The sequence below is a fragment of the Antarctobacter sp. genome (assembly GCF_965277915.1).
Taxonomy (GTDB): Bacteria; Pseudomonadota; Alphaproteobacteria; order Rhodobacterales; family Rhodobacteraceae; genus Antarctobacter.
Window position 1 is genome coordinate 840,886 of the sequence record NZ_OZ255849.1, and the last position, 13,882, is coordinate 854,767.

Consider the following 13,882-nt stretch of genomic DNA (forward strand, 5'->3'; position numbering starts at 1 on the left):
AGAGCCGTGAATCACTCAACGGACCTGAAATCAATGGGTCCTGACACTAGGGGCAAGCGGGAAGCCGTCTTCGGCGACGAGGCGCTGGACGAGACGGTCCACCGCTTCAGTACGCCCGAGATCATGAATGCCGATCAGAGTTCGTAGTTCACGCCCTTCGCTGGAGTTACCAGCTATAACGGATCAGCACCCGGATATCGATGGACGACAAGAGACGATGCCTCGATAAATTCTTCATCGAGCGCCTCTGGTGACCCTTGAACCATTTATGCGAGTACTTTCACGCTTGGTAGCTCGGCTCGCAAGACAAGCATTGACAGATGAATCACGTTCTACAACCACCAACGGCAACGGGCCGCCCATGGCGGAAAGCGGCCCGCCGTGGTCCACTTCAACCAGATCGAAACCGACCAACGTCGATAAAGAATGGCACTAATAAGTTTGAAAACTGACCAGAGATCGGGGACCGAGGCGTATCTCAAACCGTCTACCAAACTGGTTTCAAAAGACGAATCCTCTCGGCTGTTGCGTAACAAAGCTCAGTTGACACGCCACGGTCCTTTGCCGCAATATTTTCATGTAGGGGTAACAATAATTTCACGACGATTTCCACCTGCGCGAACGACTTCGTGGGGCCTTCACAGCTTTAAGAAACTCGTCGGCTTCTGAAATTCGTCGTATCCATTCGTTCTCGGATGCGATCCGTACCGTTACGCATGGCGTTTGGCTTTTGCGTTAATTCACGGCGCGTGCCGAAGCCAAAAATTGGTCCGACATACTTTGAGCTTCCGTGCTTCCTCTCGCCAGCATCGGAGAGCTAGCAGGAGAAAAATTCATGGCAAGGTATGAAGTCACAGGCGAAGCGTTTTCATCCGTCATTATTCCCACCGAAACATTCTTCAATTTCAATACACAAGACACAATCAGCAGGACTGAGACCTCTATTGTGGTCACCTCGGCCAATGGTACCTCGACCCTCGTGGTTACCGGATTCAGCAACGAAGTGGACGTATGGTTTTCCTCTGATTCCGATACCTTCATTGGCGACACCGGAAACGACGTTTTCTATGGCGATAACAGGCGAACCGACGGAGACGGGAATGTCTCCGGCTTCGGCAATGACACTATGTTCGGCATGGCCGGGGATGACTTCCTGGTTGGCGGGCCGGGCAGCGATTCGATCGATGGCGGCGACGACTACGACACCTACCGCAGCGGCGCCGGTGGTCCGGACCCCGTCATTGCAAACATCACCGACGCATCCTTCAGTTGGACAGACACGGACATCACGGCTGCAGGCTTGGCGCTGGTGCCGCAGCTTGGGATCCAGTCAGCGATTGCAGCCAACACGGTCAGTGACGGTTCGGGGGGGACGGACACCGTGGTCAACGTCGAGGCCGTGATCGGCAGTTCGACAGACGACATACTCGTGACGGCCAGTTACGCCGAGGGCGGTTCGGGCAACGATGCAATCTTTTCCCAGGGATCCCAAGACGAACAGGAAAGGGACCCTTCCACGCACCTCCTCGGCGGAGCCGGGTCCGACCTCCTGGTCGGCAATGAGAGTGACAACAGGCTAATCGGAGGACCCGACGCCGACTACATGGCCGGACGCGGCGGTGACGACAGTTTCGATTTGGGAGAAGGCCTTGAGCGGACAGGGTCAAGTGGAAACGACACGATTGTCGGCGGGGCGGGATGGGATTCAATCAACGGCATGTCCGGCACTGCTGCCGACGTCGCCGCTGGATTCGCGGTCTACTACAACACGAGCGGTACCGATTTCCTGAAGACCGACCTGATAAGGGCGGTCTCGGAAATATCGGAACTTGCAGCCACCGCACTCAGCATACGCTTGCTTGACATGAAGGATCTCGTGCGAGCCAACACGATCACCAAGGACGGGTCACCGGACTTAGCGACCGTTTCAGGCGTCGAACAGGTCATCGGGCAGAACCTGATCGACGTGATCATCGGCGGCGGAGAAAAAGGTTATCTGTTCGGTTCGGACAACAACGACGTACTTGTCGCCACCGAAGGGTCATACGAATTGGTAGGTGGCGTGGGCGACGACGCCCTGATCGGCGCGACTGAGAATGACCGCCTCGACGGTGGTAGTGGCCACGACATCCTGGTTGGTTTCGATGGGGATGACATCCTCCTCGGGGATGGTGTGTCATTCTCTGCGGTTCCGGGCAACGATATCCTGATCGGCGGAGAGGGGAGCGACTTTTTCTCCGGGCGGGGTGGAACCAACACGATCATTGGCGGAGAGGACTGGACCGAAGAGGCGCCAGGGGGAACGGATATTGACGTGGTTTTCTACGCCGGTCCGCGGTCCGCGTACAACATCGAGTACAAGGGGAATGGAACCTGGAAGATATCGACGAAGCCGGGGTCTATATACGAGGCTCAAACCGACACCGTGAGTGAGGTCGAATACGCCGTGTTCGGCCAGACCTCCACTCCCTCTCCGTTCCTGGTGGAAAGGCGAATTTCGGATTTCAAAGCCGACCCTTCGTCGGACCCGGATGTGGTGCCTCTCACGCACCAACTGTATTTGGACTTCGAGACACCGATCCCGATCGAATTTTATGTTGATCAACTTCCATTTCTTCCGGAAAGCAGGGAATTTATAAATGTCCGGCCCGGGTCTATGGACCCTGCAAATTTTACGCCGGCACAAAAAAACGAGATTGTTCGGAATGTTCAAGACATATATGACAAGTCTGGAATTTCAATTTTTGTGACGCGTTATGCGCCCTCTGAGGGCGCTCTGTATCACACGATAATGTTCACGTCTGAAAAGCTGGTTTATGATATTGATCTTGATCCGAATGATTTGGACGTCGCCGTGCCAAACGGAGATCCCGGCGATGATGGCAGGCTGTATGGAAGAGCATTCTCCGGTGTTGATCTGAAAAACAATATGGGTAATGGGGATGAAGTTTTTGTTTTCATGGATAGTGCCGACCTTGGCCTGCCAGATAGTTTCACCGGCGCCGAAATAACCTTGGGTTGGATCGCCGAGTCGATCGTCCATGAAGCCGGGCACGCGATGGGGCTTGTGCACCGTGAACCACCGTTAGACCCCGATCGTTCACCTGGTTCACCGGACGTCATGGATTACTCCTTTGGCGCTGCAAGACCTGTCATTTCAAATGATCCATTGGCAGGTGACGGGGGTAAGACCCAAAATGGCGCCTATCACATCAGAAAATATGTCCTTCACGAAGATGCGCAAAAATTGCTCGATCTCGGGCTTCAGCCTGGTCAATGGGACGAGTCGTTTTCTTCCGAGTTAAAAATTCGCCTTCGTGGCTTGCCGGACGGGGATTGGCAGATGCAATTCATTCCCTCCACCGGCCCTTTCATAATTGGCGGTTCCGATGTGTGGGTGCCCAGCGGACTCGTGCGGCCAGAAGGCGCGCTCACCACATTTGATATCGCTCCCGGTCAGGTATTCCGGATAATTGGTTTCAATGATTCTACCGAAAACTACCAGGTTGTGTCTTTTGACGGCGGAACGGGCGAGTCGTCTTTTATTCAGACCGCCGATGAGCTGAGCTTTGACGGAGCCAAGATATACGAGATCGACCAGGCCACGTCCAACTTGTCCGAGGTGGGCGCTGTATCCCTTGACTCCGTTTCCGTGATTGCAACCGGAGGCTCCGGGGATGACTCGATCCTTGGCGGGGCGGGCGCCGACAGCATGACCGGCGGTCCCGGGGACGACCTCTACGAGGTTAACGATGCCGGGGACGAGGTATTCGAGGCCCCGGGTGAAGGTCAGGATGAGGTGCAGTCCTCAATAAACTTTGACCTTTTCACGCGTGCGCCAAACGTCGAAGACCTGACCTTGCTTCCCGCAGGCGATATCAATGGCTTCGGCTCCGGTTACGCGAACATCCTGACCGGAAATGCAGGCGCCAATGTGCTGCATGGTCGAGGTGGCAATGACACGATGGGCGGCGGCAGCGGGCAGGACACGCTGATCGGCGGCCTGGGAGATGATCGCCTAATTGGCAATCTGGGTCCCGAGCGGCTGGACGGCTCGCCGGGTGGCAGCGACACGTTGGATTACGGCTTGGCGGTTGGGGCCGTCCAGGTCCGGCTGTGGAACAACACGGCCTCCGGTGACCCGGTTGCGGCGGGAGACGTTATCCTGAACTTCGAGAACGTTGAAACCGGTTTGGGCGGCGATCTGATTGCCGGGAACCACCTCGACAACATTCTGACCGGTAACGCAGGGAACGACACGATCTTCGGCTTGGGTGGGGCCGACGTCTTGCAAGGCGGAGACAATGATGACCTGCTGGACGGCGGCCCCGGCAACGACAGCCTGATTGGTGGGCCCGGGGTGGACGAATTGCGCGGCGGAACAGGCAACGACACGCTTGATGGCGGCATCGGGGCAGATAGCCTGATAGGAGGCAGCGGGGATGACCGTGTTATCGGTGGGCCAGTGGCAGAGTTGCTGGATGGCTCACCTGGCGGTAGCGATACGATCGACTATTCCGCCGCGACCGGTGATCTGACCCTACGGCTGTGGAACAACACGGTGGTGGGCGACCCGGTTGCGACGGGCGATACGATCCGAAATTTCGAGAACGCCGAGGGCGGGGCGGGCGACGACTTGATCGTCGGGAGTTTGCTGGACAACGTCCTGCGCGGGAACGATGGGAACGATTCGCTTTACGGTCTCGGCGGGGTGGACGTGCTGGATGGCGGGCCGGGCAACGACCAACTGCGCGGCGGCGAGGGGAACGACACCCTGTCGGGGGGCACAGGGATGGACCTGCTGATCGGCGGAACAGAGACGGATACATTCCTCTTCTTCTCCATCACGGATCCGGGGCTGGGCGCTGCGCGGGACCAGATCCTCGACTTCGAAAAAGGCCTGGATGTCATCGACCTGTCCTCGCTCTCTGTCGGCACTCTGACCTTCGTTGGGACAGGGCCCTTCACCGGAGCCGACCAGGTGCGGCTGTTCGAAACGCCGTCTGGTTCGACCATCGTGCAGATCAACGTGGACGCGGACCTCGGGGCGGATGCAGAGATCAGGCTGGCGAACGTGACGGGCCTGGCGGCTTCAGATTTCGTGCTCTGACGTCTCTGGCCGGTGTTTGGCGGAAGTGGTGACCTGCGGGGCGGCCTTGGCGGTCACCATGGCTGTCCCCGCTTGCGTCTCGCTGATGCCTGCCACCTGATCGACGGTGACGAGAGGAATTGGGTGCCACCATCGCGTAACCCAAAACTTCGGGGCTGGACCGCGTTCCTGACTTTGAGGGTTTGCTCCACCCCGACCGGGCTTGCCCCCTCCTGATCATCGCCATCACAAGGACCACCACATGCTCCCTCCAGCGCATTCCGCTCATGGGACGTCACTTGCTGCCCTGACGTCCTCGCCGGGGGGTACTTCTTTGGTAAAAGATCTCTTTATCAACTTTGTACCCCCCCAGCAGCTTCTCCCTCTCTGATACGACAATGGCCGCTGTTCTGGCCGAGCTGGACAGCTATGGCCTGACACTGACGGAGGAAATGGTCGAGGGGCTATACGACCTTGCCCGGTCACTGGAGCTGATGGCTGAGGGCCTCCTGCCGCCTCAGTTCCACCTGTCCAGTCTGGACCCTGGGGGGACCTTGGTCTCTCCGTTGAAACTCCACTTCGCGCGTACCGTCATTGCCGATTTCCTCGCTGGTTGATTTCGATGCTAGGGTCTGGACTCATTGAGTTTCAAAGCCAGTAGATGACGGCTGCGGCGAGAGCGATGGCTGATAGGAAGACCTTCGGGCATCTGTCGTACCGGGTCGCAACACGCCGCCAGTCCTTCAGCCTGCCGAACATGATCTCGATCCGGTTGCGCCGTTTGTAGCGACGCTTGTCGTACTTTACAGGTTTCTTGCGCTGCTTTCGACCGGGGATACATGCGCGTATCCCTTTGTCTTGCAACGCTTCTCGGAACCAGTCGGCATCATAGCCGCGGTCACCAAGCAACCAATCGACGTTCGGCAGGCTGCTGAGCAAGGCGCGCGCCCCGATGTAGTCGCTCACCTGTCCGGCGGTCACGAACAGATCAAGCGGGCGTCCTTGGCTGTCGCAGATGGCATGCAGCTTGGTGTTCATGCCGCCCTTGGTGCGACCAATCAGGCGCCCACGCCCCCCTTTTTGACGCCCATGCTGGTCGCTGTCCGGTGGGCCTTGAGGTATGTCGCGTCGATCATGACTGTCTTCGTCTCACCGTGTTCAGCAGCCAAACCAGCCATCATTCGGGCAAAAACGCCTTTATCACTCCATCGCTTCCAGCGGTTGTAGAGCGTCTTGTGTGGACCATAGGCTGCAGGCGCATCGCGCCATCGTAACCCATTGCGGTTGATAAAGATAATCCCACTCAGCACACGCCGATCATCGACGCGGGGTTTGCCGTGGGACTTCGGAAAGAAAGGCTCGAGACGCGCCACCTGGGCATCGGTCAGCCAGAATAGATCAGACATGTTCACCGCTCTTTTTCGAACCGTGAATCACGACACCCCTCTGAAATCAATGGGTCCTGACCCTACGACCTCAGCAATTGGAAAAGTGAGCTACTCCCCATCTTTTGGACAGGAACTGGCGTAATTTAAGCTACTCGTTGCACCTGCTGATCGGGTTGGTTGATATCATTTCTCTGGCAATAGACCAGCGCCGGTGGCTTGCCGCCGAGGGCTGAGTGAGGGCGCTGGTGATTGTAGAAGGTCATCCATTTCCGGATCGCCGCCTTCGTCTCCGATCCCGTCTCCCAGGCATGAAGGTAGACGCACTCGTATTTCAGGGTGCGCCACAACCTCTCAATGAAGATATTGTCGAGGAAACGGCCTTTCCCATCCATCGAGATCCGCACGCCCGAGCGGCGGACCCGGTCCGTCCAAGCGAAAGAAGTGAACTGGGATCCCTGATCCGTATTCATTATCTCAGGCGGGCCGAACTTGTGGATGGCCTCGTTCAGCGCTTCGACGCAGAAGTCGGCCTCCAGGGTGTTCGATATCCGCCAGGACAGAACCTTGCGGGTGTGCCAGTCCATGATCGCCACGAGGTAGAGGAACCCTCGCCGCATGGGCAGATAGGTGATGTCCGAGCACCAGGCCTGGTTTGGGCGTTCTACTCGCAGGCTTCTCAGCAGGTAGGGATAGGTCTTGTGCCCCTTCGTTGGCCTGCTCGTGTTGGGCTTCTGGTAAATCGGCATCAAACCCATAAGGCGCATCAGCCGCCGTATTCGCTTCTCGTTCACAAGGTGTCCGTCGTTACGCAGATGCCAGGTCATCCACTGGCCGGCAGGGCATTCCGCAGGAATGTCCCGAGAGGCTGCCGAACGCCGAAGAACGGGGGCTCCAGGTCCGAAGGACGCTCGTCGATCTGCCGCATCAGGCCGAGGTTCTGCTCGGTCTCACCCTTCGGCTCGTAGTAATGGGATGAGCGGGCGATCGACAGTAGCTTGCACTGCTGACCGATCGACAGATCCGGGTGGTCCGGCTCGATCATGCCGCGCCTCACTTCCCGCCCCAAGGCTTCAGCTTTCGTTCCAAAAAAGAGTTGGCCACCGCATTGTCGGGTTCTCTCGGACCGGTGGCGTTCACCCGCCAATTCACCCGATCTTGGCGTGCAGCTCCTTCACCTGCTCCTCGTCAATCTCGGGCCTCTTGCGGCCTCCGCGCTCGAACACGCCGGACGCGCCTTCGAGCAGGGCCCGCTTCCATTGATGGATCATCGTCGCCTCTCTGTGTTTGCATGCAAACACCTGCCGGTCCTAGATGCACCCCGAACCGGCTGGCCAGCTCGGCCGCGTTGTTCGGGCTTACGCCGCGCCACTGGCGCGACGGTCCCTCCAACCCTCGCCTTTCAGGGCTTCCAGCGCGACCTTAGCCTTGAACTCAGGCGCGTGCTGCTTCCGTTTCGACATCTATGATCTCCTTCTCGTCGAAGATCAGCAGACTGCAAATCGTAGCTTATGTCAGTGTCCGAATTTCGGGGGGTAGCTCAAGTGGCTCCCCGCGACAAGTGTTCGAGGTAGCGTTCAAGTCTCTCCAAATTGCTCTACAGACTGGGAACTACGGCTTGGTAGCTGAAGCAGTGGAGCCTTGGCTCAAGAAAAGGTGGGCATTCATCTGGGAACGGCAACGTTTCCTGCTGAGCCGCCTTGCGCTTCACGAGGTTAGTATCTTGGATGCGATGAAAGACGATGAGGCCTCAAACGAAAGTAGGGTAGTCAATATTCTGATGGCCGTCCTTCCGACACTTGGGATTGGAAACCAAAGCGAAATAGAAGGCATCCTTGCCGCTTCGCCGAGGTAACTTCGGCGGTAGTTGGGTGCGAAGTCAATTGACCCCCATATGGCACCTAGCCTCAGCAAGGAGTCCCGTCACCATGCAGCGAAACGTGCTACACAATTGTTTTTGCTGAGTAAACATGGTGCCCGGGGGCGGAATCGAACCACCGACACGAGGATTTTCAATTGGTCTGTTGATCCACGCGCGCTGTCTCAGGTTCGCTCAACCTGCAACGTAGCCGTTTGAAAACCTTGACCTTTGCGCTTGGCAGATCGTCTCACCCCCTCTCATGCCGAAGCATTCAAGCTCACCTCTCCTGCTACCCCAGTGATACCCAAGGGGGCATCATGACCGCCGTTGATCTTCTTACCGGGCCTTGGCGAAGGAACACTGACGCGCCAATGGGCATTCGTCGCATCTAGGATTGCGCGCGCGACAAACTTTGGCAGCGAAATCCAGAACGGCCCAGTTGGTCTCCACCGGCGACGACTGAACCAACCAAGCCGCGGCCGATTGCAACCACGGGTCATGCCGTATGTCCGCGAGGCGGCGTGGTCTCAGGACGCGCTCGACCACACGGGCCATGTTGACATCGACCAGCGGACGCGGCTTGCCGTGCTGGAAAAGCAGTATGGCATTGCCGACGTATTGGCCCACGGCTGGCACCTTTGCCAGTTCCTTCTCGGTCCTTGGGAAAGCGCCGCGATGTTTGTCGGCATACCGGGCAAGCGCGCCGAGTGAGGCCGCCCTTCGACGCCACAGGCCAAGGGGCTGGAGGTATTGGCCAAGCTCTTCCTGAGGACACGATGCAAGGGCGTGCCAGTCGGGAAAACGTTCGAAGAAGTCAGCGTAGATAGCCGACACGGTTTCGCGCCGGGTGCGTTGCAACAGCACCTCTACGCAGATGCGCTCGTAGACGCTGGCCCCGGATCGACGCCACGGGAATGCTTCACCGTGCTCGCCCCACCACAACAGCAAGGCACCTCGCAGGCGCGTCAATTTGCGTTTCTCGGATGGCGTCAGGGCTTGGGAGCTTTCATGTTCGGGCATCGCTGCAAGTTCTTTTTTTGTTCTTTTCCGCTGTTGCCTTTCGCATTAAGGCTATCTTAGTCATGTAACATGACAATTGGGCAGGTTTAGTCGTTCACACCGCCGCCCAAACAAGATATGCTTCACCTGAAACCACAACAATTGACCTTCTGGGACATGCTCGAAACAACCACCACACCCCATGACCTCGCAACGGAGGACACGGCCCTCACAACGGGGGCGAACCGTCGCCCGATGCACATGGTGGACCTGTTCGCGGGCTGTGGCGGCCTATCGATGGGGTTCGAGAACGCGGACTTCTTGCCGGTGTTCGTGAACGAACTGAACCCTGACGCGATGGCGACGTACCTCAAGAATCGGCACCACGTCCTCGGGGGTATGCACTTCTCTGCCAACGAGGATCTTCGGTGCAACGATGCGAACGAGCTACGTGGCCCACGTCTCGACCAGTTGGTTGCCGACCTCAAGAACCTGCCCGAGCTTGGCCTGTCGTTCGACAAGGGCGCGACCGAACGCGCTGGAGCCGGGTCGAACCTCGACGTGCTGGCCGGTGGTCCGCCCTGCCAAGGTTACTCGGGTATCGGCATCCGTCGCTCGTATGACGTGGACAAGGCCGACCTGCCGTCGAACCACCTGTTCGTGCGCATGGCGCATGTCATCCGTCGTCTGCGTCCGCGCATCTTCCTTTTCGAGAACGTGCAAGGATTGCTGAACGCCAAGTGGACGCGCGGCGGCAACGACAAGATCTTCCCGGACGTTCTCGCCGAATTTCGGTCGATACCGGGTTACACGGTCCGGTACTCGCTCGTGAAAGCCAAGGACTACGGGGTACCACAGAACCGGCCCCGCGTGCTGTTGGTAGGTGTCCGGCACGACGTTCTGGAAGCGTGCGATTTCCTTGACCCGTCCGCCCACCCCGAGGACGCGGTGAAATGTGGCTTCCTGCCACGGCCCACGGGAGGCTTCCCCGACTTAATTGACTTGCTCAGTGACCTGATCGACGAAAGCATCCCCGGTATTCTCGCGAGCGGTGATTTCCCGAAAGGCCCGTTCGTCACTAAGGCCTATCCGAGGGCACCGCAAAACGATCTACAGCGCAAACTCAGGACAGCACCCTCGTGGTTCCACTCCAAGACCGTTCCCCTGACGGAACAGGAGTACAGCAAGCACAAGCCGAACATCGTCGCGAAGTTCCAGCACATGCTGGATAACGAAGGGGAAATCCCGGAGCAGTTCCAGACCAAGAAATTCTCGCAGCGCGTGTTGCGTGCCCGATGGGGAAACACACAGCCGAACATCACTGCGACTTCGCTCGCAGATGACTACGTGCATTTCTGCCAGCCACGCGCGCTGACGGTGCGCGAGTGGGCGCGCCTCCAGCTCTTCCCGGACTGGTACCAGTTTGCCGGGAAGCGCACAACCGGGGGCCTACGCCGCGCAGGCAACCCCCTTGAAGGCTTGTTCGACCGCGAGGTTCCCAAGTACACGCAGATCGGCAACGCGGTACCCGTCGGACTGGCAGAGGCAGTCGGTAAGCATTTCAGGAAGATTATCGAAAGCGCGACGTAACCGTTCAATCGACTACGCCGTGCTTTCGAAGCCAGAACGTCTTACTTGAGGCCGAAGTACGAAAAAGTCGTGCCAAGTTGAGACAGGTGACGTGAGAGGGTGTCGCTGACAAGTGCCCCTTCACCGGAGCCAAGCCTTGCTCCGACGAAAATGCGGTCAAGGGACTTCGCAATCCCCTTCTCGGTAGCCTTGCCCCAGTAATTCCCGCCACTCAGGTTCCGAACACGTTCAACAGGCATGCTCGTTGGCTTGTAGCCTGACTTGTTCGTGGGGACAGTAACAAAGGCATACCGGATTTGGGCGTAGTCGACCCCGCTTCCAAAGTATTTTGTTCCAGTGCCCACTTGAACGTTACCAAAGTGGGGGGCGCCTTGGTACACCATGTCCCAAAGCATGGGAATTTGTGCATTGTCGTTCCAATTTGTCTTGGTTTGGACCACCAGGATCGACAGATCCCTCCAGTGTGAGTCCGCAACCGAATTCAATCGCTCGACCAGTTTCTCCCGGGACCTCAACTCGGTATACAGTGTCGGATCCTCTGGAAAGTTGATGCAGACCAAATCGCTTTCAGTATTGGCATCGGTATTGCCATAGGAAACCGTCAAAGCCTTCTGAATGACCGTGGGAACAAGAGAACGCTTCTTGATTACAATCGAATTCGATCCGATCAGGCACAGGTTGAGGTAGTAGCACACCAGTGTTTCCCACGCATTTCCACCAGCGGAGAGCGTCGATTGTGACCTTCCCGCGGTGGTTGTTTCCGCGAAAATCTCGGAGAGGGATTCGCCCAGCTGCAGCAGGGCATTGGCATTCCTGCCGCCTTTATCGAACCTGCTTTGAATGTTCGGTAGCCAGACTTGCATCATCCCGGCAACGGTACCCGTTCCGTTAATCATTTGGGTGATCTGTTCTTCACGCAGCTTTTCCACGTGGGAAGTGGCTGCACGCTTTGTGTCATGATCTTGGCTCATATCGACCTCGTTTGTTGCGTCGGTGGATGGCCCGTGGGGCCCATGAGCTCCGATATGGAAACGTCCTAGGGCGCTGTCTAGATGTCCTAGGGTATTTTCTATACACCCTAGGGAGAATAGAGGCGCCGCGATGCCGTGTTTGCAGAACGCTCTGGACCGTCACGATCCGTTCAGGATTGTCCCTGACGCGGCTTGTCCGCCCATCTTATCATGGGCTTATGAAACGCAAACTCACCGCCAAATTCATCGAAGGGCAGAAGCCCATCTCGTCGAAACGTCTCGATTTCCGGGACGAGTTGATGCCGGGTCTTGTCCTACGCATCAGCGCGTCCGGGACCAAGACGTTCAGCCTGCATAAGCGCATTAACGGAAGGATGCGGCGTCTACCTATTGGCCGCTACCCAATCGTGTCGCTGGCCGAGGCTCGGGAACGGGTGCGGCAGGTTCTCTACGAAATCGAGACGGGCCGGTTCGAGGATCGCACGGGCGTCGAGGTCGAGACCAAGTCGACGCTGGGCGACGTGATCCCCGACTACATCGAGAAGCACGCCAAGGTTCACAACCGCGATTGGAAGCGCAAGGAAGCCCTGCTGGCGAAATTTACCACCCTGCATGGCAAACGGATCGACGAGATCAAGCGCGCCGATGTCGTGAAAGCCTGCGACGTGATCAACAAGTCTGCCCCAGTCAGCGCGAACCGTGCGCTGGCCCACCTCAAGCATCTCATGAGTTGGTGTGTCGAAAGCGGGATCATTGATGCCTCCCCCATTTCTGGGATGAAACCACGGGCCAAGGAAAAACCGCGCGAGCGTGTCCTAACCGATAATGAACTGGCCGCGCTGTGGGCGGTCTGTGGCGACGAGGGCTATCCATTTGGGGACTGCATGAAACTGTTGATGCTTAGCGGCCAGAGACGTGCCGAGGTCGCTGAAATGCGCTGGTCAGAGCTTGACCTCGAAAAACGCCTTTGGACGCTGCCTTCGTCGCGGGCAAAGAACGGCAAGCAACATACGGTGCCGATCACGGACGCGATGCTTGAGGTGCTTCGCAAGACGCCGAGATTCTTCAATTCCGACTACGTGTTCACAACCACCGGGAAAACTCCCATTTCGGGGTTCGGTCGCCTGAAAGATCGGCTCGATAAGGCATTGCCCGAAGGCACGGAGCCGTGGATCATCCACGACCTCCGCCGCACGATGTCCACCAACATGGCGATGCTGAGCGTTCCACAGCCCGTCACGGAAGCACTGCTCAACCACAAGACGGGTGTGGTCTCGGGCGTGGCCGCTATCTACAATGTCTATTCATACGCCGACGAGAAGCGCGAAGCCCTCGCCATGTGGTCGCAGCACGTTATGGAATTGGTTCGAACGCAAAATGACGAAATCGCACCTCGCCAACGCAAATCCATTTGAAGGCCCTAGAGGGGCGTTCGAAGTCGTTGGGCGTGAAATCTTCAAAGATGCGTGGTGTGAAGATTGCAGCGAAGACCCCCAAAGCCCCGAGAATCGAGAGGTGCTTGCTATCCTTCGAAATGCGCTTCGGTCCGGGGATGTAAGCGCGCACTGGCACACTCTCGATTTCAAACACAGCGGCGACCTGCGACCACAGGATACAGACCAAGAGTTTTTTCGGTTTATCCTGCGTGATGACCTCGTTTTTCACCACGGCATGAACGAACCTGTCCGGTGCAAGATTCACATCGATCAGTTGCGGCGATGGGTTCGCGGCAAGGAAATTCAGCCAGCGTCCCCAACGCAGTTGGCGAAGAACCAGTGCCTTGATTGGCTGGTTGAAATTTTCTCGGACCCTCAGAGAACAATTGCTCCGTTTGAAGCATTGAAGCGTGATGCCAAAAATCGGTTCCCGCGCTTGTCCGACCACGCATTCAAAGAAGCCCGCAAGCGCGCAATCGAGATTACGGGGCGTGACGACTTGGCCAAAGCAGGACGGCGCAAAAATCCAATCGGTAAATGAACTGATTTCC

General features: G+C 57.6%; 9 protein-coding genes and 1 pseudogene. 5 read left to right on the top strand and 5 right to left on the bottom strand.

Annotated features, from left to right (window positions below):
* The first annotated feature begins 835 nt into the window (after positions 1 to 835).
* Together ACQY5B_RS04980 and ACQY5B_RS04985 are read left to right on the top strand one after the other, a co-directional pair.
* The gene (locus tag ACQY5B_RS04980; protein WP_420326120.1) at positions 836 to 5,110 is read left to right on the top strand and encodes a calcium-binding protein; all 4,275 of its coding nucleotides are present in this window, start codon (positions 836 to 838) and stop codon (positions 5,108 to 5,110) included.
* A gap of 377 nt (positions 5,111 to 5,487) precedes the next feature.
* Complete coding sequence (locus tag ACQY5B_RS04985) at positions 5,488 to 5,706, top strand: hypothetical protein (RefSeq protein ID WP_420326119.1); 219 nt, start codon at positions 5,488 to 5,490, stop codon at positions 5,704 to 5,706.
* 31 nt (positions 5,707 to 5,737) lie between these two features.
* Here ACQY5B_RS04985 and ACQY5B_RS04990 read toward each other — a convergent pair.
* From ACQY5B_RS04990 to ACQY5B_RS05005, 4 genes and pseudogenes are all read right to left on the bottom strand, one after another.
* Positions 5,738 to 6,495 (bottom strand): IS5 family transposase gene (locus tag ACQY5B_RS04990; protein ID WP_420328558.1). Its coding sequence is split into 2 segments (ribosomal slippage): positions 5,738 to 6,174 and positions 6,174 to 6,495, totalling 759 coding nucleotides; the frame shifts between segments, so codons are not numbered across the junction.
* Positions 6,496 to 6,620: 125 nt separating this feature from the next.
* Positions 6,621 to 7,546: pseudogene (locus tag ACQY5B_RS04995) on the bottom strand (IS3 family transposase); the annotation flags it as partial.
* Positions 7,547 to 7,622: 76 nt separating this feature from the next.
* Positions 7,623 to 7,745 (bottom strand): hypothetical protein, encoded by a 123-nt coding sequence (locus ACQY5B_RS05000; RefSeq protein ID WP_305972074.1) that lies wholly within the window; start codon positions 7,743 to 7,745, stop codon positions 7,623 to 7,625.
* A 926-nt stretch (positions 7,746 to 8,671) separates the two neighbouring features.
* Positions 8,672 to 9,355: an iron-sulfur binding domain-containing protein gene (locus ACQY5B_RS05005; RefSeq protein WP_420326118.1), complete on the bottom strand. Its 684-nt coding sequence runs from the start codon at positions 9,353 to 9,355 to the stop codon at positions 8,672 to 8,674.
* Between the two features lie 141 nt (positions 9,356 to 9,496).
* On the opposite strand from ACQY5B_RS05005, the gene ACQY5B_RS05010 reads away from it, so the two are divergent.
* The gene (locus ACQY5B_RS05010) at positions 9,497 to 10,924 is read left to right on the top strand and encodes a DNA cytosine methyltransferase (RefSeq protein WP_420326117.1); all 1,428 of its coding nucleotides are present in this window, start codon (positions 9,497 to 9,499) and stop codon (positions 10,922 to 10,924) included.
* A gap of 41 nt (positions 10,925 to 10,965) precedes the next feature.
* Here ACQY5B_RS05010 and ACQY5B_RS05015 read toward each other — a convergent pair whose 3' ends face one another.
* Positions 10,966 to 11,853 carry a hypothetical protein gene (locus tag ACQY5B_RS05015; protein ID WP_420326116.1) on the bottom strand — a complete coding sequence of 296 codons (888 nt, stop codon included), beginning with the start codon at positions 11,851 to 11,853 and terminating at the stop codon, positions 10,966 to 10,968.
* 260 nt (positions 11,854 to 12,113) lie between these two features.
* Here ACQY5B_RS05015 and ACQY5B_RS05020 point away from each other — a divergent pair, with 260 nt between their 5' ends.
* Positions 12,114 to 13,310 (top strand): tyrosine-type recombinase/integrase, encoded by a 1,197-nt coding sequence (locus ACQY5B_RS05020; protein WP_420326115.1) that lies wholly within the window; start codon positions 12,114 to 12,116, stop codon positions 13,308 to 13,310.
* The gene (locus tag ACQY5B_RS05025) at positions 13,273 to 13,872 is read left to right on the top strand and encodes a hypothetical protein (protein WP_420326113.1); all 600 of its coding nucleotides are present in this window, start codon (positions 13,273 to 13,275) and stop codon (positions 13,870 to 13,872) included. Before ACQY5B_RS05020 ends, ACQY5B_RS05025 begins: the two co-directional genes overlap by 38 nt.
* Positions 13,873 to 13,882 lie beyond the last annotated feature (10 nt).

Excerpts from the sequence above, each read along its gene's own strand:
- ACQY5B_RS05025 (WP_420326113.1), top strand. The coding sequence starts at position 13,273 with ATGACGAAATCGCACCTCGCCAACGCAAATCCATTTGAAGGCCCTAGA.
- ACQY5B_RS05020 (WP_420326115.1), top strand. The coding sequence starts at position 12,114 with ATGAAACGCAAACTCACCGCCAAATTCATCGAAGGGCAGAAGCCCATC.
- ACQY5B_RS05005 (WP_420326118.1), bottom strand. The coding sequence starts at position 9,355 with ATGCCCGAACATGAAAGCTCCCAAGCCCTGACGCCATCCGAGAAACGC.
- ACQY5B_RS05000 (WP_305972074.1), bottom strand. The coding sequence starts at position 7,745 with ATGATCCATCAATGGAAGCGGGCCCTGCTCGAAGGCGCGTCCGGCGTG.
- ACQY5B_RS04985 (WP_420326119.1), top strand. The coding sequence starts at position 5,488 with ATGGCCGCTGTTCTGGCCGAGCTGGACAGCTATGGCCTGACACTGACG.
- ACQY5B_RS04980 (WP_420326120.1), top strand. The coding sequence starts at position 836 with ATGGCAAGGTATGAAGTCACAGGCGAAGCGTTTTCATCCGTCATTATT.